Raw genomic sequence first — 22794 nt, 5'->3', positions numbered from 1 at the left:
GTGCAGCGTCGTATCCACCAGACAGGTCGCAAACCGTTTAAGGACACAGGCCATGACATCTGACACCCCCGCCGACCGGCGAGCCGACCGCCGCCGCGGTCTTCTCGCGCGGCTGCGCAGCGGGCGGGCCACGCCACGGGGCCGGGGTCGCCGCCGGCTGGGTACCGCGGTCCGACTGCTCGCCGCCTTGTTCCTGGCCGGCGGTGCGTACACCGTGTTCGCGCCGGGTCTGCAGGCGCAGGACACGCCGCAGCTGTCCCAGGCCGCGCAGGACGGCAAGGCGCTGTTCGACCAGAGTTGCATCTCCTGCCACGGGCGCAACGCCCAGGGCGTCGAAGGTCGCGGTCCGAGCCTGGTCGGGGTCGGGTCGGCCTCGGTGGAGTTCCAGGTCGGGACGGGCCGGATGCCGATGGCCCGGCAGGAGGCGCAGGCGATGCGCAAGCCGGTGGTGTTCACCGAGGAAGAGATCCGTCAGCTCGGCCAGTACGTCCAGGAGCTGGGTGGCGGTCCGCAGCTGCCCGACGGTGAGATCCTGCGCACCGGTGGCGACATCGCGGTCGGTGGTCAGTTGTACCGGATCAACTGCTCGTCGTGTCACGCGTTCAGCGGTGGTGGTGGGGCGTTGTCGTCCGGCAAGTACGCGCCGAGTCTGGAGCCGGCGACGGACCGGCAGATCTACGCGGCGATGCTGACCGGCCCGCAGAACATGCCGGTGTTCGGTGACAACCAGCTGACGCCGGAGCAGAAGCGTGACGTGATCGCGTTCGTGCAGGAGGGGTTGAAGTCCGACGGTGACCCGGGCGGACTGGCCAACCTGGGCCGGTACGGGCCGGTGACCGAAGGCATCGCCATCTTCCTGGTCGGCATCACCGCGCTGGTGTTCGCGAGCCTGTGGATTGCGGGGAAGTCATGAGCGTCGACACCACCAACGGGCGCCGGGGTCAGGCCGAGCCGGTGGAGCTGGATGATCCGCGGTTGACCCGGTTCGACGTGTTGCGCGAGGGCGCGCGTCGCGACGACATCGAGATTGTGCACTACGAGCCGCCGTTCCCGGTGCCGGGAACCCGGGCGGAGCGGCGGGTCAGCCGGTTCGTGGCCGGGTTGTTCCTGCTGGCCGGGCTCACCGCGACGGCGTTCCTGGTGGTCTACATCTGGTGGCCGTGGGAGTACGAACTCGGCACCGGGATGAGCAAGTTCTACACCCCGCTGTTGGGGATCAGCCTCGGGTTGACCCTGCTGGCGATCGGGGTGGGCATCCTGACCTGGGGCAAGAAGCTGTTGCCGCACGAGGTGGCGATCCAGGACCGGCACGACGGGGCGTCGAACGCCGACGACCGTAAGATCACCGGCGGCACGTTGGCGTACATGGCCGACGAGCTGGGAGTCAAGCGGCGGCCGCTGCTCGGGGTGTCGCTGCTGGCCGGGTTGGCGCCGGTCGCCGCGGTCGCCGCCGCGCCGCTGGTCGGCGGCCTGATTCGCGACCCGCACGAGGACAACCAGATGGCGACCACCGGGTGGACGCCGGTCGAGACCGCTGATGGTGGGACCGAACTGGTCCGGTTGACCCGGGAGGACGGCTCGCCGATCCGGCCCGAGGACGTCAGCGCGGGTGGTCAGATGACGGTGTTCCCGGGTATCCCCGGCGGCCACACCAACCGGTACGCGGATTCGTCGGCGCTGTTGATCCACCTGCGGGTCGACGACGCCCAGGTCGCCCGGGAGAACAACGAGGACGCCGGCAAGTCCGACTACATGTGGGGCAACTACATCGCGTACTCGAAGATCTGTACCCACGCGGGGTGTCCGGCGAGTTTGTACGAGCAGCAGACCAACCGGTTGCTGTGCCCGTGTCACCAGTCGCAGTTCCTGATCACCGACAACGCCAAGCCGATCTTCGGGCCGGCGAGTCGTCGGTTGCCGCAGTTGCCCATCTCCGTCGACGACGAAGGGTTCTTCGTCGCGACCTCCGACTACACCGAGATCGTCGGGCCCGACTTCTGGGAGCGGCCATGAAACGCCGTAAGTTCGACGTCCGGGCGTTGCCCGGCAAGGCCGCCGGGCAGGTCGACGACCGGTTCCAGGTGGCGACTCCGCTGCGGAAGCTGCTGAACAAGGTCTTCCCGGACCACTGGTCGTTCCTGTTGGGCGAGATCGCGTTGTTCTCGTTCGTGGTGGTGCTGCTGTCCGGGGTGTACCTGACGTTCTTCTTCGACCCGTCGATGGAGGAGGTCACCTACGACGGCAGCTACGCGCCGCTGCGCGGGGTGCACATGTCGGCGGCGTACGCCTCGACCCTGGACATCTCGTTCGACGTACGCGGCGGGTTGATCATGCGGCAGATGCACCACTGGGGTGCTCTGCTGTTCATGGCCTCGATCGTGGTGCACATGCTGCGGGTGTTCTTCACCGGCGCGTTCCGCAAGCCACGTGAGGCCAACTGGATCATCGGCTCGCTGCTGTTCTGGGTCGGCTTCCTCGCCGGCTTCACCGGTTACTCGCTGCCCGACGACGGCCTGTCCGGCACCGGTCTGCGGATCGCCTCGGCGATCATGCTGTCGATCCCGGTGATCGGTTCCTGGGTCACCTCGTCGATCTTCGGCGGTGAGTTCCCCGGCACGATCATCATCAGCCGGTTCTACATCGCCCACGTGCTGCTGATCCCCGGGTTGCTGGTGGCGCTCATCAGCGTGCACCTCGGGCTGGTGTTCAAGCAGAAGCACACCCAGTGGGCCGGGCCGGGGCGGACCAACGACAACGTCGTCGGCGAGCGGATGTTCCCCCGGTACGCCATCAAGCAGGGCGGCTTCTTCATGATCGTCTTCGGGGTCGTGGCCCTGATGGCGGGGGTCTTCCAGATCAACCCGGTCTGGCTGTTCGGACCGTACGAAGCGGCCGTGGTCTCCGCCGCCAGCCAGCCCGACTGGTACGTCATGTTCCTCGACGGCTCCACCCGGTTGATGCCGGCCTGGGAACTGACCATCCCGATCGGTGACGGGTACGTGATCCCGCCGCTGTTCTGGCCGACCGTGGTGCTCCCCGGCATCCTGGTGATGCTCTCCCTGGCGTACCCGTTCCTGGAAGCGCGCTACACCAAGGACCAGGCCAGCCACAACCTGCTGCAGCGGCCCCGGGACGTGCCGGCCCGTACCGCCGTCGGCGCCATGGCCGTCACCTTCTTCATCGTGCTGACCATCTCCGGCGGCAACGACGTGTTCGCCGACAAGTTCCACGTCAGCTTGAACGCGATGACCTGGGCCGGCCGGATCGGGCTGATCCTGCTACCGCCGCTGGCCTACTACGTCACCTACCGGATCTGCCTCGGTCTGCAGCAGCACGACCGCGAGGTCCTCGCCCACGGCGTGGAGACCGGCATCATCCGCCGACTCCCCGACGGCCGGTTCGTCGAGGTCCACCAGCCGCTCGGCCCGACCGACGACCACGGCCACGGCCAGCTCGACTACGTCGGCTGGGTGGTACCCAAGAAGATGAACCGGCTCGGCGCACTCGGGCCGGCCGTCAAGGGTTTCTTCTTCCCGATCGAGAAGCCGTCGGTCGCGGCACCCCCGCCGCACGTGCCGATCGATCCGGCCGAGGAACCGCCCGCGCGTCGCGAGGAGATCGACAACCGCGAGGAGGTCAGCAGCGGCAGCCGCTGACCTGTACGAGTGGACGTGGAACCGCCCGCCGGTAGCTACCGGCGGGCGGTTCCACGTTTGTGCGCCCCTGGTGCGAGCGTCCCTGTCGGGAGCGTCCCTGGTGGGTACAGCCAGCGCATGGCCAGCAGACTCTTGTCCACGTACCGTCGATGCCACTGGTCCGCGCCGAGCAGCCCGTACGCGAGGTCCTCCAGCACGGCGCACCGGGCGTGGAAGCGGGCCCGCCGGGCCAGTTCCGCCAGCCGCCGCAGCGGTGCCGGGTAGGCCGTCAGCGCGGCGCGCAGGGCGACCGGCCCGAGGTCGCGGTACAGCAGCCCGAAGTCGTACGCCGGGTCGACGACCGCGGCGTCGCTCCAGTCGATGACACCGGTGACGGTGAGCGGCCGGCCCGGATCATCGGTCACCAGGATGTGTTCGATACCCAGGTCATTGTGTGAGAAGACCAGGCTGTGCGAGAAGGCGAGGTCGTCAGCGGAGGAATCCGGCGGCTGCACGTCGTCCGGCACCGCCGCCGCCAGGAACGCCTCGATCGCCGGCCGGTGCCGGGCCGGGATGCGACCGGCGACCGACGGGTAGCTGGCGGCGGCCTCGTCCCGCCAGTCGGTCAGCGGAAGGTGGTCGACCTCGACCAGGTCGGCGAGCCGCGCGGCCGGGATCGAGTGCAGGACAGCCAGCAGCTGCCCGACGGCGGTGCCCACCCGGCCGGCGCACCGCCGGCGTCGCCGCGCGGACACCTCCAGCAGCGGCGTGCCAGCAAGCTTGCGGTAGGTGAGACAGCCGTTCGCCGGGTCCACCGACAACGGGACCGGCACCGCGAGCCGGATCCGCGGGTCAGCGGCGATCGTCCGGGAGACGACGTCGAGCAGCGCGGCCTGCTGCCGCACGGACGTGGCGTCGCCGGGCCGCTTGGCACACCGCACCACCAGGTCGTCGCCGACCAGCCGTACGGTGTGATCCTGCCCGGAACCCAGCACCTCCAGCCCGTACGGTTCCGGGCTGGACGGCGCGCGACGACCGCTCAGTGTTCGGCGGTCCGGCGGGTTCCGGTGTAGTACTCGAACAGCAGCCCGGCGGCGGAGGCGATGACCGCGAGGAGACCGAAGATCAGCAGCCACCACTGCCAGAACACCAGGCCGAGGCCGGCGATGGTGGCCGACAGCGCCACCCCGAACGGCCAGTAGCTGCCCGGGCTGAAGAAGCCCACCTCACCGGCGCCGTCGGCGACCTCAGCGTCCGGACGGTCCTCCGGACGCAGGTCGATCCGCCGGGAGACGAACCAGAAGAAGCCACCGCACATCGCGCAGAGCAGGAACGACAGGATCAGTGCCGTGGTGCCGATCCACTCGACGTGTCCCAGCTGAGCGGAGGTCCAGGCCGGGTAGACCCCGGAGATGACCAGCAGGAACGCCGCGACGATGCCGAACAGTCGCCACTCGGTCTTCATGACCGGCCCTCAGCTTCCTGCGCCCTGGGCGCTCGTGTTACCGAAATTCTGCACGTCCCGGCGGGTGTCGAACGGGAAGGTGGTGACCGCGTACGGCTCCTCCCCGATCGAGCGCAGGGCTTCCTGCGTCGAGGCACCCGCCTGCTTCTCGGCGATGAACCGGTCGTACTGCTCCGGGTCGACCACCCGCATCTCGAAGTTCATCATCGAGTGGTAGGTGCCGCAGAGTTCGGCGCAGCGGCCGACGTAGGCGCCGTTCTGGGTGATGGTGACCTCGAAGTAGTTGCGGATGCTGCCGGGGAAGACGTCCCGCTTGAACAGCAGCTCCGGCACCCAGAAGGAGTGGATCACGTCGGTGCTGGTCTCTTCGAACCGTACGGTGCGCTCCGAGGGGACCACCAAGACCGGGATGACGTCGGAGGAACCGACCGTGGAGGCGATGGTGTTGGCGTCCTCGCCCACCGCGTCGCGGTAGTTGAACTGCCAGTTCCACTTGAACCCGACGACCTCGACCACGACGTCCGGCTCGGCGCTGACCCGGTCGACGTCGGTCTGCACCACGGCGGTGTAGTAGAACAGCACCGACACGACCAGGATCGGCGCGATGGTGTAAAGGAACTCCATCGGCATGTTGAACCGGGTCTGCGCGGGCAGCTGGTCGCCCCGCTTGCGGTAGCGGATGATGCACCAGAAGATCAGGCCCCACACGAAGACGCCGACCGCGAGCGCGGCGATGACCGACCCGATCCACAGGTCGTACATCTGGTTGGCCTGCGGGGTGATGCCCCCCTGCGGCCAGCCGAAGCCGTCGAACGCTGCCCCGACGTCACAGCCGGTGAGCAGGGTGAGCAGCGCCACGCCGCCAAGGCCCAGCCCGCCGACCCGGGCGACCCGGCCGCCTGGCCGTCGCCGACCGTACCGACCGGCGGACCGCGTCCGTGCGGACTGTCCTGACGCGGACAGCCCAGCCGACGGCTGCGCTCCCGAATCCCTTGCGACCACTTGGTCCTGCCTCCCTAGCGCGTCACCGATGCCAGCTCACGGCATCAGCGATGAAAAGGCGTCACCGACGGTCGCAGATTACTCGACCAGTCGGGTCCGGATCGGTCTGGGGTCCGGTTGTCACCTGGTCCGAACGGGTCCGATGGGGTGCCCGGGCGGTGTCGGACGGCCGGCCCGGCGGTACGGTCGGGTCCGTGAGCGCCAGCTGCTACCTCGACGCGGCGACCGCCGCGCCGCTACATCCGGTCGCCCGGGAGGCGCTGACGGCGGCGTTGGCCGACGGCTGGGCCGACCCGGCCCGGCTCTACTCCCAGGCCCGCCGGGCAGGTCAACTGCTCGACGCGGCCCGCGCGGCCACCGCCGAGACGCTGCGGGTGCGCGCCGACGAGGTCTCGTTCACCCCCGGCGGTACGGTCGCCGCGCACGCCGCCGTGCTCGGTGGTCTCGCCGGGCGGCGGCGGGTCGGCCGGACCTTGGTGCACTCGGCGATCGAACATTCGGCGGTGCTGCACGCCGCCCAGCGGCATCAGGCCGCCGGCGGCGAGGCGGTGTCGGTGCCGGTGGACCGGCTCGGCCGGCTCGACCTGGCCGAGTGGTCGGCGGCGGTGGGCCGGCCGGGGGTGGCGTTCGCCGCGCTGATCAGCGCCAGCCACGAGGTCGGTACGGTCCAGCCGGTCGCCGAGGCGGCCCGGGTCTGCGCCGCGCACGGGGTGCCGCTGTACGTCGACGCCGCCCAGTCGGTGGGCCGGGTACCGGTGCCGGACGGCTGGTCGGTGCTGTCGGCCAGCGCCCACAAGTGGGGCGGGCTGCCCGGCGTCGGAGTCCTTGTCGTCCGCAAGGGCACCCGGTGGGAGTCGCCCTACCCGGCCGACGAGCGGGAATCCGGCCGTACGCCCGGGGTGGTGAATTTGCCGGCGGTGGTGGCGTCGGCGGCGGCGCTGCGCGCGGTGGCCGCCGAGGCTTCGGCCGAAACGGCCCGGCTGTCGGCGCTGGTGGACCGGATCCGCGCGACGGTGGCCGCGACCGTGCCGGACCTGGAGGTGGTCGGCGACCCGGTCGACCGGCTACCGCACCTGGTCACCTTCTCTTGCCTGTACGTCGACGGTGAGGCGCTGCTGCACGCGCTGGACCGGCGTGGTTTCGCCGTCTCCTCCGGCTCGTCGTGTACGGCGTCGACGCTGCGCCCGTCGCATGTGCTGGAGGCGATGGGGGTGCTGTCGCACGGCAACGTACGGGTGTCGCTGCACCGGGACACCACCGACACCGACGTGGAGCGGTTCCTGGCCGAGTTGCCGCAGGTGGTGGCGGACCTGCGGGCCGAGGCCGGGGTGGTCGGGCTGTGAGCGACTCGCCAGCGTCGGAGACCCTCGACTGTCTGGGGCAGCGTTGCCCGCTGCCGGTGATCGCGCTGGCCCGGCGGCTGCCGCAGCTGCCGGTCGGGTCGGTGGTCCGGGTGTTGGCCGACGATCCGGCCGCCGCCCTGGACATTCCGGCCTGGTGTCGGATCCGTGGTCAGGAGTTCGTCGCCGCGTCGACGGTCGCCGGCTCCCCCGCCTTCGACGTCCGCCGCACCCACTGAGCCGGTTCCTCCATCGTATGCGTGCGTAGCGCTCGCCGGAGCGGACGCATTCGGCCGGGCCTGGTGTTGGTCCACGGCACCCGGGGCCAGGCGAATCCTCGCGTGCGAGGATGGCGGGCGTGGGTGCGGAGAACGGGTGGAGCAAGCTGCTGGAGTCCAACCCTGGGCACTCCCAGTGGTACGTCGACCGGTTCCGGTCGCTGGCTCGCGACGGGGCCGACCTCGACGGTGAGGCGCGGCTGGTCGACGCGATGTTGCCGCGTACGGCGCGGGTGCTCGACGCCGGCTGCGGTCCGGGTCGGGTCGGTGCGGCGCTGGCCGCCGCCGGCCACGACGTCGTCGGCGTCGACCTGGATCCGGTGTTGATCGACGCCGCCCGCCAGGACCATCCGGGGCCGCAGTGGCTGGTCGGCGACCTGGCCGAACTGGATCTGCCCGCGTGGGGCATCGCCGACGGCTTCGACGCGATCGTCAGCGCGGGCAACGTGATGACGTTCCTGGCGCCGGATACCCGCCGGGAGGTGTTGCGCCGGCTGCGGGCGCATCTGCGCGACGGCGGCCGAATCGTGGTCGGGTTCGGCACCGACCGGGGCTATCCCGTCGCCGAGTTCCGCGCCGATGCCCAGGCCGCCGGCCTGGTCGAGGACCTGCTGCTGGCCACCTGGGATCTGCGCCCGTACCGCGACGACTCCGATTTCCTGGTCGCGGTGCTGCGACCAGCCTGACTATCGAGGGTCAGGTCAGCTCGCGGCCGTCGGGCGGGTCGACCCACACCAGTCGTACGTCGCGGAGCTTGCCGTACAGCCGCATTGCTCCCTTGATGCCGCTGAACGGGTTGGGCAGACCGCCGTTGGGGGCACGACCACGGCTTCGTCGTCGAACGCCAGCCCCGGCCAAGCACCCGACTTCCTCAGGACGTACGTCGGTTTGATCGGCATGGCCGAACGGCTCTTCACGTTCGAGCCGATGAGTTCGGCTATGGCATCCGGCCGGTGGCCTACACGGAGCTTCTCGACGACGCTGTGTTCGTACACGACCTCGATCGGGTCCGCACCTACCAGTGGGTTTGCCGACGATCTCCGCAAGCTCGCGCTCCCGCCAGCCGAGACGCTCAGCTACCTACAGGCAGAGCTGGCTCGGTAGGCCGTGTTCGAAGGCCATCGGCCCGACGACGGCCGGCCGGAAGCCGAACTCCGTTTCAGTCTGATCCCCCTGCGGGATCAAAAACCCCCAAGGGGATCACGATGGAACGGTGTTCCTCCCGGCCACGGCTCCGCATCTGTCTGATAACAGGATGAACCCAGAGGACGGTGGTGGCGACGATCCCCGATCAGGCTGTGCTCGACTGGGTCGCTGGAATGATCGGCGGCGACGCGACCGTCCGGGTGGTGCGCGGACTACGGAACGGCGCCAATCCGTGGCTGCTGCGGATCACGCGGCGCGGCCGTACCACCGAAGCGGTGCTCAAGACGGTCAACCCGGCGCGTCCCGCCCGGCTGTTCACCGAGATCGCCGCGCTCCGGCTCGCCGAGAAACGGGGCGTGGCGGCACCGAGGATCATCGGGTACGACGTCGGCGACGCGGGATCGGGGAGCGTCGCGCTCCTGCAGACCGTCGCGCCTGGTAGCAGCGTGATACCGACCGAGCCGACCGCCGCCCGGCTACGGGCCATGGGCGCGGTGGCGGCGGCCCTACGCACCATCATCGTCGAGCCCTCGCCGCAGTTGCCGGTACGCACCCGGCCGATCACGGCCCGGGACTTCGCCCGGGATCGGGCCGCCGGCACCGACCGCACGACCGCGCTGCTGCGCTACGCCGACGAGCGGATTCGACAGCATCCGATGCCGGTCGGCGACCTCGTACTGGTGCACGGCGACCTGTGGCAGGGCAACCTCATGTGGACCGGTGACACGGTCACCGGGCTGGTCGACTGGGACATGGCGGGGGTCGGCGACAACGGCATCGACCTGTCCGCGCTGCGGCTGGACGCCGCGCTGATGTTCGACATGAGCGCGGCGGACCAGGTCCTCACCGGCGGGGCTAACCGACCAGGTTGAAGATCAATGTGAGCGCTATGGGTGTCACATAGCGCGGATGACACCCATGGCGCTCACATTGATCTTGACGCTGGCCCGCAGCGGTCCGCCACGCTGGCAGCCGAGCTGCTACGAACGTCAGGCGGGCAGGAAGGGGCGGACGTCCTCGGCGGCGGCGTCGCCGTACGAGTCGGCGAGCCGCTTGAGGAAGATGTCCGGCTTGACGTCGTACTCCTGCGGTCCGGTGGTCTCCAGCACCAGCGCGGCGACCAGGCAGCCGACCTGCGCCGCGCGCTCCAGGCCGAGGCCCCAGCCGAGCGCGGCGAAGAAGCCGGCCCGGAACCCGTCACCGACGCCGGTCGGGTCGTCGGCGACGACGTCCCGGGCCACCGGTACGTGGATCCGCTCGATGCCCCGGCCGGTGATCTCCACCCCGTCGGCACCGAGCGTGGTGACCCGTACCGTCACCAGGTCGAGCAACTGGTCGCCGGTGAGGCCGACCTTGCTCTCCAGCAGCGACCGCTCGTACTCGTTGGTCAGCAGGTATTCCGCTCCATCGATGAGCTGACGGACGTCCTCGCCGCTCATCCGGGCCAGCTGCTGCGACGGGTCGGCGGCGAACCGGTAGCCCCGGTCGCGACACTCGGCCGAGTGGCGCAGCATCGCCGCCGGGTCGTTGGCGCTGACCAGCACCAGGTCGAGTCCGCCGACCCGGGCGGCGACCGGCGCCAGCTCGATGTTGCGGGCCTCGCTCATCGCGCCCGCGTAGAACGAGGCGATCTGGCACAGGTCGTCGTCGGTGGTGCAGACGAACCGGGCCGTGTGCGCCAGCTCGCTGACGTGTACGGAGTCGCAGTCGACGCCGTGGCGCTCCAGCCAGGAGCGGTAGTCGGCGAAGTCGGTACCGACCGCGCCGAGCAGCACCGGCCGCAGGCCGAGCTGTGCCAGCCCGAAGGAGATGTTGGCCGCCACTCCGCCCCGGCGGACGACGAGGTCGTCGACGAGGAACGACAGGGAGACCTTGTCCAGCTGGTCGGCGATCAGCTGACCGGCGAACCGGCCGGGGAAGTGCATCAGATGGTCGGTGGCGATCGAGCCGGTGACGGCGATCTTCATGTCGGCCCTCAGATGTCGGGGGTATGAAAAGCGTGCGTCGGCCAGCTTACCGGCACCGGGGCGACCAGAACCCGTACCAGTCTCAAATCAGCACTATCAGACACGCACGACCGCCCGGTGCCGGCGGACCGGCCCGGACGGTGACGCGACCGACCAGATCAGTGGAACGAGTCACCACACGCGCAGGAGTTCTGCGCGTTGGGGTTGTCGATCGTGAAGCCCTGCGCGTCGATCCGGTCGGCGAAGTCGATCTTCGCGCCGGTGAGGTAGGGGGCGCTCATCCGGTCGACGACCACCTCGACACCGCCGAAGTCGTCGACGACGTCGCCGTCGAGCGACCGCTCGTCGAAGAACAGCTGGTAACGCAGGCCAGAGCAGCCGCCCGGCTGTACGGCGACCCGCAGCCGCAGGTCGTCGCGACCCTCCTGCTCGAGCAGTGCCTTGACCTTCTCGGCGGCCACGTCGGTCAGGACGACGGTGGTCTGTGCCGCGGTCTCGGTCGTTTCGGACTGCGCTGAAGTGCTCACGTGAAAGTCTCCCCTGCGACGGGTGCGTATTCGTCCGTACTGGCTAACGCTAGCCGCCCCGGCGACGATTCCCAATCCAGGTGGCGACATCTCGACGTGATTCGCCACCTAGATCACTTGTCCCGCTCCGGCCGGCGGTGCCGCCGGGCCGGGCCGCCGGGCCGGGCCGCCGGGCCGGGCCGCCGGGCCGGGCCGCCGGCCGGAGCACGCCGCCGGGCTGAGCCGGGTCAGCGGCTCCACTGCCCCGCCAGCCGCGCGGCGATCTGCCGCAGCCCGTCGGCCGGGCGGGCCAACGCCTGTTCCAGCCCACCGCCGGTCTCCCCGCCGAAGTGGTCGACCAGCGCGTACGTCTCGGTGACCCCGGCCGCCGCCGACTCCCGCCGCCCGGTGGAGACCCGGCCCGCGAGCACCACGCACGGCAGGCCCCGGTCCCGAGCCGCGCCGGCCACCCCGGCGACCACCTTGCCGCGCAGCGACTGATGGTCGAACGACCCTTCGCCGGTGATCACCAGGTCCGCGGCGTCCAGCGCGGTGGGCAGCCCGATCAGACCGGTGACCAGCGCGATGCCGGACTCGCACCGGCCGCCGAGGGCGAGCAGGGCCGCCCCGATGCCACCGGCGGCACCGGCCCCGGGCAGCGCCGCCAGCTGCGGCGGGCAGCCGGGCAACCCCGCGACGAGGACGCCCGCGAACCGCTCCAGCGCGGCGTCGAGCAGCAGTACGTCGGCCCGGTCGGCGCCCTTCTGCGGGCCGTACACGTTGCTGGCCCCGTGCAGCCCGGTCAGCGGGTTGTCGACGTCGGTCGCGGCGACGAGTTCGACACCGCGCAGCCGGGGCGAGCCGTCCAGGGACTCGGCGGCGGCGAGCGCGGCTCCGCCGTACGGCAGGGCGTAGCCGGCGGTGTCCAGCGGGGTGACGCCGAGCGCGGTGAGCATGCCGGCACCGGCGTCGTTGGTGGCCGAGCCGCCGAGCCCGACGACGACCCGGCCGGCCCCGTGCTCGACGGCGGCCAGCAACAACAGACCGAGTCCGTACGAGGTGGTGTGTTTCGGGTCACGCTCGGCCGGCGTCAGCAGGTGCAGTCCGCAGGCCTGGGCGCTCTCGACGTACCCGGTCCGCCCGGCCGGACCGTCGACCAGCAGGATCTCGCCGACGGCCGGCCGGCCGAGCGGATCGACCGTCGGTACGGTGATCCGCCGGCCGCCGGTCGGGCCGGCCACGGCGTCGATGAACCCGGGTCCCCCGTCCGACAGCGGCAGCTCGACGAGGTCGTCGGTGGGTGCCCGGTCCCGCCAGCCGGCCGCGACGGCGGCGGCGACCTCGGACGCGGTGAGGGTGCCGGCGAACTTGTCCGGACAGATCAGGACCCGCATGGATCAGCAGTGTGGCAGGAGACATGGCGCCGTAGTGCGGCAGGCCACACGCGCAGCGGTCGCAGCCGGGCGGAGCTGTGCGAGCATGGATCTCGTGACTTCGACGTGGGTTGAGCCATCCAGCACCGCGACCGCTCTGCTGCTGCTCGGCCGGGGTGCCGATCCGGCGACCGAGCGCGGCGTGGAGTGTCCCGGGGACCTGCCGGCGCCCAGCGACCCGGACCTGGTCGCCCGGGCCACCGCCGCCAAGGCGGCCCTCGGTGACCGGGTCTTCGTGCTCGGGCACCACTACCAGCGCGACGAAGTGATCCAGTTCGCCGACGTGACCGGCGACTCGTTCAAGTTGGCCCGGGAGGCCGCCGCCCGACCGTCGGCGGAGTTCATCGTCTTCTGCGGCGTGCACTTCATGGCGGAGAGCGCCGACATTCTGACCGGTCCCGCCCAGCGGGTGATCCTGCCGGACCTGGCCGCCGGCTGTTCGATGGCGGACATGGCGGTGTTGGGCCAGGTGGAGACCGCGTGGGAGGCCCTCGCAGACGCGGGTGCGGCCGATTCGACGGTGCCGGTGACGTACATGAACTCGTCTGCCGACATCAAGGGGTTCGTCGGGCGCAACGGCGGCGTGGTCTGCACCTCGTCGAACGCCAAGCGGGCGCTGACCTGGGCGTTCGAGCGGGGACAGCGGGTGTTGTTCCTGCCGGACCAGCACCTGGGCCGCAACACGGCGGTGCTGGAGATGGGCCTCGACGCCGACGACTGTGTGCTCTACGACCCGCACAAGCCGGGCGGCGGGCTGACCGCGCGGCAGCTACGCGAGGCCAAGATGGTGCTCTGGCGGGGGCACTGCTCGGTGCACGGGCGGTTCACCCGCAGCAGCGTCGACGAGGTACGGATGCGGGTGCCCGGGGTCAACGTGCTGGTCCACCCGGAGTGCCGCTACGAGGTGGTCACCGCGGCCGACCAGGTCGGCTCCACGGAATACATCATCAAGACCATCGAGGCGGCGCCGGCCGGATCGGCGTGGGCGGTCGGCACCGAGCTGAACCTGGTCCGTCGGCTGGCGCTGGCCCACCCGGACAAGCAGGTCATGTTCCTGGACCGGGCGGTCTGCTACTGCTCGACCATGAACCGGATCGACCTGCCGCACCTGGTGTGGGCGCTGGAAGAGTTGGTCGCCGGACGGGTGCCCAACCAGATCACGGTCGACGAGCGGACGGCGCACTTCGCGCGGGTCGCACTCGACCAGATGCTCGCGTTGCCGTGATCGGATAACCGACACTCCGCAATTGTGTCACCGAAAGTAATCTGAGACCTACACATACGTACCGTCGTTCCCGAATTCGTGCCAATCGGAGCGGCGAGCGGATCCTGTTTCCATCACAGAGCGCTATGCTGCCTCAGGCGATGAACGGGCAGTACGGATCATCGATGCCCAGCGGCGCGGCCGTCCTCGGCCGTGACCTGAGGTCCACCGACCGCTGACCCGTTCGCGGATCCGTTGGTTTCGCCCGCCACCGGCCGGGACACGTTTTGGCGTACCTGCCGGTCCAGCTCCACACCCCTATACGACGGCAGCATCGACGCGCTGGAGGTTTCGTTGACCGACGACGTCCTGATCGTGCATGGCGGCACTCCGCTGCACGGCCAGATCCGGGTCCGAGGCGCCAAGAATCTCGTCTCCAAGGCGATGGTGGCCGCATTGTTGGGCGACGAGCCGAGCCGGCTCTACGACGTGCCACGGATCCGTGACGTCGAAGTCGTCCGTGGTCTGCTCGAACTGCACGGGGTCAAGGTCAGCGACGGCGCCGAGGACGGCGAACTGGTCCTCGACCCGGCCAACGTGGAAAGCGCCTCGTTCGACCAGATCAACGTGCACGCCGGTTCCAGCCGGATCCCGATCCTGTTCTGCGGTCCGCTGCTGCACCGACTCGGCCACGCGTTCATCCCGGACCTGGGCGGCTGCCATATCGGTCCCCGGCCGATCGACTTCCACATGCAGGCGCTGCGCGAATTCGGCGCGGTCGTCGAAAAGACCCCGCAAGGTCTGCACCTGACCGCGCCCAACGGGCTGCACGGCACCAAGTTCGAGCTGCCGTACCCGAGCGTCGGCGCCACCGAGCAGGTGCTGTTGACGGCGGTGCTGGCCGACGGCGTCACCGAGCTGCGCAACGCGGCGGTCGAGCCGGAGATCATCGACCTGATCTGCGTCATGCAGAAAATGGGCGCGATCATCAAGGTGCACACCGACCGAGTCATCGAGATCCACGGCGTACCCCGCCTCGGCGGCTATTCGCACCGGCCGATCCCGGACCGGATCGAGGCGGCCAGCTGGGCGGCGGCGGCGCTGGCCACCGGCGGCGACGTCAACGTCCTCGGCGCGCAGCAGGCCGACATGATGACCTTCCTCAACGTGTTCCGCTCGGTCGGCGGCGCCTACGAGGTCACCGACGCCCGTCCGCCCCGGGTCGGCAGCACCGGCCAGGAAGGCGGCATCCGCTTCTGGCACCCCGGCAACGAACTGCGGGCGGTCGCCCTCGAAACCGACGTGCACCCCGGCTTCATGACCGACTGGCAGCAGCCACTGGTGGTCGCCCTGACCCAGGCCCGTGGGCTGTCGATCGTCCACGAGACGGTGTACGAGCAGCGGCTGGGCTACACCGAGGCGCTCAACACGATGGGCGCGACGATCCAGGTCTACCGCGAGTGCCTGGGCGGCACCCCGTGCCGGTTCGGTCGGCGCAACTTCAAGCACTCGGCGGTCATCGCCGGCCCGAGCAAGCTGCACGCCGCCGACCTGGTCATCCCGGATCTGCGCGCCGGGTTCAGCCACCTGATCGCGGCGCTCGCCGCCGAGGGCACCTCCCGGGTGTACGGCGTCGACCTGATCAACCGGGGGTACGAGGACTTCGAGGCCAAGCTGGCCGACCTCGGCGCCCTCGTCGAGCGGCCCTGACCGGTCAGACAGCCCGACCGGTCAGACAGCCCGACCAGCCCGACCAGGCCGATCCGTCCGTACCACCCGCACCTGCGTGCCAGCTGGCCGGTCACCCTGTGGATCGTCACCCACCGGGTGCGAAGGTGCGGGTGGTGGCGGTGGTTGGCTACCCTTCACCCCGTGCCGTCGCTGTTTCGCCGCAAGTCCGCCGCCGTCGTGGAAGCCGATCACCCCGAGGACACCGTCCCGGAGCCTGAGCACGCCTCCAGCCACCCCAAGGGATACACGCCGAGCAAGAAAGAACTCGGCGTGGTCACCCCCAAACGCCCCGCCGCCGGTCGTCGGCCTGCCGGGGACGCCAAACCGCTGACCAAGCAGGAAGCCCGCGAGCAGCGTCGGGCCCGGCGGGCGGCGATCTCGGAGGAGTTCCGGCGGGAGGGTGGACCTCGGGACCGTGCCCCCGAGCGTGGGCTGGCCCGCGACGTGGTCGACTCCCGCCGTACCGTCGGCACCTGGTTCTTCGGCGGCGCGCTGCTGGTGCTGATCGGTTCGGGACCGACCATGCCACCAGCGGTCCAGCTGGCGTCCAACGTCCTCTGGGTCACCCTGGCGGTACTAGTGGTGGTCGATTCGGTGCTGATCTCCCGGCGGATCGGCAAGCTGGTGCGGCAGCGGTTCCCGAAGTCGACCGAGCGGATGGGCGGGATCTACTTCTACGCGATCATGCGGGCGATGACGTTCCGCCGGATGCGGACCCCGGTCCCCCGGGTGCAGCTGGGCGACAAATTCTGATCGACCCAGGCACGAAGATCTGCTTGGCCCAGGCACGCTCGACGAGGCAGGATCCGGCAACCCGAGCGTGGAAACGCTCTGGTCCCTCGCGGTCGCGCTCGGCGTACCGTTCAGCCGGCTCGTGGAGCCGCCCAGTGCCGCCGTACGGGTGGTCCGAGCCGGTGACGGGCAAGGTCAGCGTTCCGAACACGCCGATTTCGTCGGCACCCTACTGTCGGCCGCGCCCGGGCATTCCCGGCGGGACATCTACCTCATCCAGGTCGAACCCGGCCCGGCCCGCGAGGCGGCCGGTCACCTGCCGGGCACCGTGGAGCACCTGGTGGTGTCCAGCGGACGGATCCGTACCGGGCCGACGAACGAGCCCGTCGTGCTCGCTCCGGGCGACTACGCCGCTTTCCCCGCTAACCAGCCGCATGTCTACCAGGCGTTGGAGCCGGGCACCTCGGCCGTACTGATCATGAAGCATCGCTGAGCCGGCGACCGGGCGGCGACGGCCCGACGACCGCCCGATTCCGATCTCGCCGAAGGCGGGCGACCGAATTCGGGAACATTTGTTTTGCCGCAGTGCGGGCGGTTCGGTGGCGTCGACCGAGTCCGCGCCGCTACCCTCCTTCCGCAACCATGCTGCACCGGGCCGGGGACTCTATCGGGTTGCCACGGTTGCTCAGCGAGTATTCGACGAGGTGACATCGCCGTGAGCGAGCCACGTGAACCGTCTCCCCGGTTCTGCCGTGCCCGGCGCACCGCCCCGTCCCGCCACGCCCGGCGGGCAACCCGGGTGGACGCGCACCGTGAGGTGCCGGCGTGAGCGAAGGCTATTTCGACCGCCGCTGGCAGGCGTGGCGTTGGGAGGACGGCCCCGCTGGCGAGCGGCCGGACGACGACCACCGCGACGACCACCGCGACGACGAGTGGGACGACGACCGCTGGGAGGCGATGCGGCGCGGCCGTGACCGCCGGCCGGCGGAGCCGGCATGGCTGTCGGACCCGACCGCCGAATGGGTGCCGCTTCCCGGCCAGCGCTACCCCGGAGACCGCGGAGCCAGGCGGCAGCCGCGACGTGAATCCGATGCCCGTCCGGGAGTCGACCGGGGCCGGGCCAACGTCTATCAGGCGAACCCGACCAGGCGGCAGACGCCACCGCTGTCCGACAACGAACGCCACGGCCACACCGACGGCCGGCAACGCGACGACATCTACCGACGCGACCCCTCGGACGGCCGGACACCCCGCGACGACCGCCGGCCGGACGACCGTCGGCCACGCGACGACCGGTACGTCGGCGGCGACCACGACGACGGCTGGTTCAGCCACGACGGACGTGGCCGGGCGCGGGCGCACAGCGAGTACGGCGAGGAACCACCCGCCGCAACCGGGCGGATGGAGCAGCGGCGTACCGATCCGTCGCAGCGGCGGCCGGCGGAGCACCGACACGGCCGGCCGCCAGCCGGTGGCGAGCAGTGGGACCCACGGGCGGACCAGCGCTTGGACGGCTATCGTCGCGACCAACCGGGACGGCCCCCGGTAGACCACCGCGCCGGTCTCCCGGGGTGGGCCACGCCCCCCCGCGAGCACGCCGATCCCATACGCCCCGATCCCGTACACCCCGATCCGGCACGGTCGGGGCACGGCCAAGACCAGCGACGCGTCGGGCCGCCCCCACCGGGCCGCCCCGATGCCCGGGATCGGGACGCAGCCGAGGTCTACCGGGTCCGCCCGACAGAATCCGCAGGCCATGCGGGTCCCGTCCGCCGTCCGCCGTACGCCGAACCGCCCCGGACACCGGCCGACCGGCGGTACGACGCTCCTCCGGCGGCGCCGGCCGAACCAACGACGACGAACCGTCAGGCGACGCCGTACGGGCGACCGGCCCAGCCCGCGGAGCCGACTCCGTACCGGCAGCCCGCCGCGTACGGGTCACCCCGCCCGCAGCCGCCGGCCGAGGCCCCGGCACCGTCGGCCCGTCCGCCGCTCGGGCGTCCCCCGGCGCCGACTCCGCCACCACGCCGAGTGGTCGCCGCCGACCAGACCGGCGAGCACCTGCCGATCCCGGTGTCGGCCCCGGCAGGTCCGCCGCCGGAATTCCGGGTCAAGGCGCAGACCGGCGAGCACCCCGAGATCCGGCCGGCGCCATCCGGGACAGAAGCCGACGCACCGGGGTACGTGGTCCGCGCCAAAGCGGAACCACGACACGCTCCACCGCCGTACATCGTCCGGGAGCGGACCGACCCGGTGGACGCGGCACCGATCGTGGCGTCTCCACCGGCCGGTGCGCCCACACCGGTGCCGCGACCGGCACCGGCTCCCGCCGAGCCGGTCACCGAGGGATCCCGTACCCCTGTCGGCGGGCCGACGCCCGCGTCCGTGCCGCCGGCCGCGCCGGTGTCTCCCGCCCCGACCCGGCCGGCTGATCCCCCGGCCACCGAGCCGGAGGCCACCGTCGCGCCTGCGGACCCGGCGAGCGGACCTTCGGACGCCGACCTCGATCCGGCACCGGCGCGTGCCGGTGCCGCCCCGGACGCCACCGCGGACAACCAGGCCGAACTGGCGGCGGCCGCCGACCGAACTCCACCGCCTACGTCGGCGCCGACACCATCGACGTCGACACCATCGACGTCGACACCGACGACCGACGACGAACCGGCCCGCTCGGAACCCCCCGCCAGCGCCGACACGGTGCTGCCGGTGGCGGGTACGGCGGCCGGCGCGGCCACCGCGCTCGGCGCGCCGACCATGCTGGCACCGATGGTCCGCCCGGATGGCCCGTCCGACGCGCCGGACGTCACCCCACCGGAGCCCGTCGCACCGGTGCCGGCCGATCCGGAACAGGTGCTGTCGTCGTACCGGTGGCGTTTCCATCACGAGACGCTCCGCGAGCTGGTCGAGAACCCCGACGAGCTGCGGGCGATCCGGGACCGGCTCACCGAGAAGATCGACCCGGCCACGGACAACGGCGCCCGCGCCCGGTTGCTGAGCCTGCGCGCGGTGGTCTCCCGCATCCTCGGTGATCTGGGCAAAGCCCTGTCCGACGCGAAGCTCGCGGTGGCCCACGCCGAGGCGACCGGTGAGCTGCGGCGGATCGCCATCGCGCAGGCGCGGCTGGCACACGTCCTGCAGTGGCGGGGCGACTTCGCCGAGGCGGACCGGCTCTTCGAGGAGGCGAACTCGTCCGAACTGCCCGACCGGTTGCGCGCCACGATGCACGAGCACGCCGGTCGGTCCTGCTACGACCAGGGCCGCTACATGGAGGCGTGCAACCATTTCGAGCGGGCCCTGGAGCTGCGCAAGGTCGAGGATCCGGACCTGATCGCCCGGACCGAGCTGGCGCTCGACGCGGTCTTCGCGAAGGTCGCCGAGAACGGCTGGGGACCGTACCCCCGCGACCGTGAGGAGGTCCTGCGGCTGCACCGGCCACCCCGGCCCACCTTCAGCGACCGGATGCAACGGTGGGGGTACGCCGGAGCCGACGGCGATCTGGTGATCGCCCCGGCGTTCGCCGACGTCCAACCGTTCCGGGAAGGAGTCGCCTGGGTACGCCGGCCTGAGGTCCAGAGCTGGGAGCTGATCGACGAGTCCGGGCAGGTGCTCATCGGCGCGTCCGCCGGCTACCTGGGCGTCGGTTCGTTCTCCGACGGGCTGGCCTGGGTCTCCCGGGACGGCACGGGAGCCTGGATCGCCATCGACCGCGACGACACGGTCGTGATCGGCACCGGCTACGACGACGTACGGCCGTTCCGGAGGGGCGTGGCGGTGGTCCGCCGTGGCGGCTGGGGCGCGGTCGACAAGACCGGTCGTGCGGTCCTCCCGACCCGGTACGGCGGCTTCCCCACCGCGCTGACCGATGGTCGCTACATCGACGGCTTCACGGACGAGGGACTGGCGATCGTCGACGCCGGCGGGCGCAAGGGGGTGGTCGACCGGTCCGGCCGGATGATCGTCGCGCCGGTGCATCCGGCGATGGCGATCCACCCGGTGGCCTTCCTGATCGCCGGGCCTGACGGCAAGTGGGGAGCGCTGGACCGACGCGGTGAACCGCTGATCGATCCGGTGCATCCGAGCCGGGGCGACGTGATGGACGAAATCGACCGGCTGCTGGCGGACACCAAACCGGTTCTCTGAGGCGGCACTCCCGGCAGCCGCCCTGCTGGCCACCCGGGGGGCGACTAGGGTTGGTGACATGGAATTCCGACACCTAGGCCGCTCCGGCATGCTGGTCAGCGAGATCTCCTACGGAAACTGGATCACCCACGGTTCGCAGGTGGAGGAAGAGGCTGCCAAGGCCTGTGTCCGCGCCGCGCTCGACGTCGGCATCACCACCTTCGACACCGCCGACACCTACGCCGGCACCCGCGCCGAGGAAGTGCTCGGCCGGGCGTTGCACGGCGAACGGCGCGAAGGCCTGGAGATCCTGACCAAGGTCTTCTGGCCGACCGGTCCGGGACCCAACGACCGGGGCCTGTCCCGCAAACACATCATGGAGTCGATCAACGGCTCGCTGCGCCGGCTGCAGACCGACTACGTCGACCTGTACCAGGCGCACCGGTTCGACCACGCCACGCCGCTGGAGGAGACGATGGAGGCGTTCGCCGACATCGTGCACTCCGGCAAGGCCCACTACATCGGGGTGTCCGAGTGGAACGCCTCGCAGATCCGGCAGGGCCACGCGCTGGCCCGTGAGCTGAAGATCCCGTTGGTGTCCAACCAGCCGCAGTACTCCATGCTCTGGCGGGTGATCGAGGCCGAGGTGGTGCCGGCGAGCGAGGAGCTCGGCATCGGGCAGATCGTCTTCTCCCCGCTCGGACAGGGCGTCCTCACCGGCAAGTACCAGCCCGGACAGCCCCCGCCGGCCGGCTCACGCGCCACCGACGAGTCCGGCGGCGCGACGTTCATCGCCCGGTTCATGACCGACCAGACCCTCAGCACGGTGCAGCGTCTCAAGCCGCTGGCCGACCAGGCCGGGCTGTCGATGGCGCAGCTGGCGGTCGCCTGGGTGCTGCAGAACCCGAACGTCTCGTCGGCGATCATCGGTGCCACCCGGCCCGAACAGGTTCACGACAACGTCAAGGCCAGCGGCGTCCAGTTGGACAGCGGGCTGCTCAAGGCGATCGACGAGGTGCTCGACCCGATCGTCGAACGCGACCCGGGCAAGACGGTCAGTCCGGCGCGGCGGCCGTAGGTCGCGGCGTGCCGGCGGGCGGCGTGGTGCGGTCCGGCCACGTCCGCCCACCGGCGGTGCCGCAGCGGCCAGGACCGAAGCGAGAGGTCAGGACCAGAACCGGACCAGTCGCAGACCGTCGTGGTAGAGGCCTGACGGCAGGCCGACCAGGTCGCCGAGGGCGAACACGAGCCAGAAGAACGCCCCGCCGATCCGGTCGTCCCACAGCAGCGCGAACAGGGCAATGAATCCGTACGGGGCGAGCAGCTGGTAGCCGCGCTGCCAGGACGGGGACAACCACGGCGCGACGATGTTGCCGCCGTCCAGGCCCGGCACCGGCAGCAGGTTCAGCACACCGGCGGTGATCTGCAGAAATCCCAGCAGGGCCACCCCGGCCCAGAACCCCGGTCGCGCCGTGACGTCGACGCCGATGGCGAACGGCAGCGCGAGCAGCACCGCCAGCGTCACGTTGACCGCCGGCCCGGCCAGACTCACCAGGCTGTGCCGCAGCCGACCGGGGATGTGGTGTCGGTCGATCCAGACCGCGCCGCCCGGCAGGCCGATGCCGCCGAGCAGCACCACCAGCACCGGCAGGCCGATCGACAACAGCGGATGGCTGTAGGTGAGCGGGTTCAGCCGCAGATAGCCACGGCTGGCGACCCCGCGATCACCGAACCGGTACGCCAGCAGCGCGTGCGCGTACTCGTGCAGACACAACGACACCAGCCAGCCGGTGAGCACCCCGACCACGACGGCGGCCCGGGCGAACCGGCCCTCCGACCAGGCCAGCATGCCGCTGCCGATCAGCAACGCGACCAGTAGCAGGAAGACCGGGCTCGGGCGCCAGCCTCCGGCCGGTGGGCGCGGCCGGCCACCAGCGACCGGCGGGCGGACGCCGTCCTGGTTCATGTCCACACGTGCTGGTGCGTCACCGGCGGGTCATTTGCCGGGCGGCTGCAGGCTCATCCGGTATTCCGACCGGTCGTCCTCCACCAGTTCGACCGTGCCGACGCCCGCCGCGGCCAGCTCCCGCCAGGACTGGCCGATCCAGGACTCGGCGTCGGCCTGCGTGCCGAACGTCTCGGCCGGCCCGTCCACGGCCTGGCCGTCCGCGTCCTCGTACCGCCAACTCCATGGCATGGTGCAGCTCCCCTCGGCGACGACGTTCGCAAGCCTAGC

The 22794-nt window shown here is 71.0% G+C and carries 22 protein-coding genes; 13 read left to right on the top strand and 9 right to left on the bottom strand.

Annotated features, from left to right (window positions below; genetic code table 11):
* The first annotated feature begins 52 nt into the window (after positions 1 to 52).
* Genes O7632_RS13735 through O7632_RS13725 form a run of 3 tightly spaced genes read left to right on the top strand, consistent with a single transcriptional unit; the run spans position 53 to position 3656 of the window.
* Positions 53 to 913: a cytochrome c gene (locus tag O7632_RS13735; protein WP_278114565.1), complete on the top strand. Its 861-nt coding sequence runs from the start codon at positions 53 to 55 to the stop codon at positions 911 to 913.
* Positions 910 to 2013 carry a Rieske 2Fe-2S domain-containing protein gene (locus tag O7632_RS13730; protein ID WP_278114563.1) on the top strand — a complete coding sequence of 368 codons (1104 nt, stop codon included), beginning with the start codon at positions 910 to 912 and terminating at the stop codon, positions 2011 to 2013. Before O7632_RS13735 ends, O7632_RS13730 begins: the two co-directional genes overlap by 4 nt.
* Positions 2010 to 3656 (top strand): ubiquinol-cytochrome c reductase cytochrome b subunit, encoded by a 1647-nt coding sequence (locus O7632_RS13725; RefSeq protein WP_278114562.1) that lies wholly within the window; start codon positions 2010 to 2012, stop codon positions 3654 to 3656. The genes O7632_RS13730 and O7632_RS13725 overlap by 4 nt, the downstream gene beginning before the upstream one ends.
* 35 nt (positions 3657 to 3691) lie before the next feature.
* Here the strand turns inward: O7632_RS13725 and O7632_RS13720 are convergent, their stop codons facing one another.
* From O7632_RS13720 to coxB, 3 genes are read right to left on the bottom strand one after another with little or no spacing between them, the layout of a single operon-like run.
* Positions 3692 to 4630: a phosphotransferase gene (locus O7632_RS13720; RefSeq protein WP_278114560.1), complete on the bottom strand. Its 939-nt coding sequence runs from the start codon at positions 4628 to 4630 to the stop codon at positions 3692 to 3694.
* Between the two features lie 44 nt (positions 4631 to 4674).
* Positions 4675 to 5100, bottom strand: a complete 426-nt coding sequence (locus O7632_RS13715) for a cytochrome c oxidase subunit 4 (RefSeq protein WP_278114559.1) — start codon at positions 5098 to 5100, stop codon at positions 4675 to 4677.
* 9 nt (positions 5101 to 5109) lie between these two features.
* Positions 5110 to 5973: a cytochrome c oxidase subunit II gene (gene coxB / locus O7632_RS13710; protein WP_278120034.1), complete on the bottom strand. Its 864-nt coding sequence runs from the start codon at positions 5971 to 5973 to the stop codon at positions 5110 to 5112.
* Positions 5974 to 6296: 323 nt separating this feature from the next.
* Between coxB and O7632_RS13705 the strand changes: the two genes are divergently transcribed.
* The 3 genes from O7632_RS13705 to O7632_RS13695 all read left to right on the top strand — a co-directional run bounded on the left by O7632_RS13705 (position 6297) and on the right by O7632_RS13695 (position 8406).
* Positions 6297 to 7445, top strand: a complete 1149-nt coding sequence (locus tag O7632_RS13705) for an aminotransferase class V-fold PLP-dependent enzyme (protein ID WP_278114558.1) — start codon at positions 6297 to 6299, stop codon at positions 7443 to 7445.
* Positions 7442 to 7681, top strand: a complete 240-nt coding sequence (locus O7632_RS13700) for a sulfurtransferase TusA family protein (protein ID WP_278114557.1) — start codon at positions 7442 to 7444, stop codon at positions 7679 to 7681. The genes O7632_RS13705 and O7632_RS13700 overlap by 4 nt, the downstream gene beginning before the upstream one ends.
* Before the next feature lie 119 nt (positions 7682 to 7800).
* Positions 7801 to 8406, top strand: a complete 606-nt coding sequence (locus O7632_RS13695; RefSeq protein ID WP_278114555.1) for a class I SAM-dependent methyltransferase — start codon at positions 7801 to 7803, stop codon at positions 8404 to 8406.
* 10 nt (positions 8407 to 8416) lie between these two features.
* On the opposite strand, the gene O7632_RS13690 is transcribed toward O7632_RS13695, so the two are convergent.
* Entirely contained in the window at positions 8417 to 8578 is a 162-nt protein-coding gene (locus O7632_RS13690) for a hypothetical protein (protein WP_278114554.1), read from the bottom strand.
* Between the two features lie 416 nt (positions 8579 to 8994).
* Here O7632_RS13690 and O7632_RS13685 point away from each other — a divergent pair, with 416 nt between their 5' ends.
* Positions 8995 to 9738, top strand: a complete 744-nt coding sequence (locus tag O7632_RS13685; RefSeq protein ID WP_278114552.1) for an aminoglycoside phosphotransferase family protein — start codon at positions 8995 to 8997, stop codon at positions 9736 to 9738.
* 117 nt (positions 9739 to 9855) lie between these two features.
* On the opposite strand, the gene O7632_RS13680 is transcribed toward O7632_RS13685, so the two are convergent.
* The 3 genes from O7632_RS13680 to O7632_RS13670 all read right to left on the bottom strand — a co-directional run bounded on the left by O7632_RS13680 (position 9856) and on the right by O7632_RS13670 (position 12733).
* Entirely contained in the window at positions 9856 to 10833 is a 978-nt protein-coding gene (locus tag O7632_RS13680; protein ID WP_278114550.1) for a carbohydrate kinase family protein, read from the bottom strand.
* A 158-nt stretch (positions 10834 to 10991) separates the two neighbouring features.
* Entirely contained in the window at positions 10992 to 11360 is a 369-nt protein-coding gene (erpA, locus tag O7632_RS13675) for an iron-sulfur cluster insertion protein ErpA (RefSeq protein WP_278114548.1), read from the bottom strand.
* Between the two features lie 227 nt (positions 11361 to 11587).
* The gene (locus tag O7632_RS13670; protein ID WP_278114546.1) at positions 11588 to 12733 is read right to left on the bottom strand and encodes a glycerate kinase; all 1146 of its coding nucleotides are present in this window, start codon (positions 12731 to 12733) and stop codon (positions 11588 to 11590) included.
* Between the two features lie 94 nt (positions 12734 to 12827).
* Here O7632_RS13670 and nadA point away from each other — a divergent pair, with 94 nt between their 5' ends.
* The 6 genes from nadA to O7632_RS13640 all read left to right on the top strand — a co-directional run bounded on the left by nadA (position 12828) and on the right by O7632_RS13640 (position 21636).
* Positions 12828 to 13997 carry a quinolinate synthase NadA gene (nadA, locus tag O7632_RS13665; RefSeq protein ID WP_278114544.1) on the top strand — a complete coding sequence of 390 codons (1170 nt, stop codon included), beginning with the start codon at positions 12828 to 12830 and terminating at the stop codon, positions 13995 to 13997.
* Between the two features lie 333 nt (positions 13998 to 14330).
* Positions 14331 to 15686, top strand: coding sequence for a UDP-N-acetylglucosamine 1-carboxyvinyltransferase (gene murA / locus O7632_RS13660; protein ID WP_347403573.1), 1356 nt, complete (start codon positions 14331 to 14333; stop codon positions 15684 to 15686).
* A 162-nt stretch (positions 15687 to 15848) separates the two neighbouring features.
* Positions 15849 to 16460 carry a DUF3043 domain-containing protein gene (locus O7632_RS13655; protein ID WP_278114543.1) on the top strand — a complete coding sequence of 204 codons (612 nt, stop codon included), beginning with the start codon at positions 15849 to 15851 and terminating at the stop codon, positions 16458 to 16460.
* A 67-nt stretch (positions 16461 to 16527) separates the two neighbouring features.
* Positions 16528 to 16932, top strand: a complete 405-nt coding sequence (locus O7632_RS13650; protein ID WP_278114542.1) for a cupin domain-containing protein — start codon at positions 16528 to 16530, stop codon at positions 16930 to 16932.
* A gap of 332 nt (positions 16933 to 17264) precedes the next feature.
* Positions 17265 to 20579 carry a WG repeat-containing protein gene (locus O7632_RS13645; RefSeq protein WP_278114540.1) on the top strand — a complete coding sequence of 1105 codons (3315 nt, stop codon included), beginning with the start codon at positions 17265 to 17267 and terminating at the stop codon, positions 20577 to 20579.
* A 58-nt stretch (positions 20580 to 20637) separates the two neighbouring features.
* Entirely contained in the window at positions 20638 to 21636 is a 999-nt protein-coding gene (locus O7632_RS13640) for an aldo/keto reductase family protein (protein ID WP_278114539.1), read from the top strand.
* 87 nt (positions 21637 to 21723) lie between these two features.
* Here O7632_RS13640 and O7632_RS13635 read toward each other — a convergent pair whose 3' ends face one another.
* Together O7632_RS13635 and O7632_RS13630 are read right to left on the bottom strand one after the other, a co-directional pair.
* Positions 21724 to 22524, bottom strand: a complete 801-nt coding sequence (locus tag O7632_RS13635) for a site-2 protease family protein (RefSeq protein WP_278114537.1) — start codon at positions 22522 to 22524, stop codon at positions 21724 to 21726.
* Positions 22525 to 22554: 30 nt separating this feature from the next.
* The gene (locus tag O7632_RS13630; RefSeq protein WP_278114535.1) at positions 22555 to 22755 is read right to left on the bottom strand and encodes a hypothetical protein; all 201 of its coding nucleotides are present in this window, start codon (positions 22753 to 22755) and stop codon (positions 22555 to 22557) included.
* Positions 22756 to 22794 lie beyond the last annotated feature (39 nt).

This window comes from Solwaraspora sp. WMMD406 (assembly GCF_029626025.1).
Taxonomy (GTDB): domain Bacteria; phylum Actinomycetota; class Actinomycetes; order Mycobacteriales; family Micromonosporaceae; genus Micromonospora_E.
Note: the sequence above shows the minus strand (reverse complement) of the source record. Positions and strands in the feature narration are given on the sequence as shown.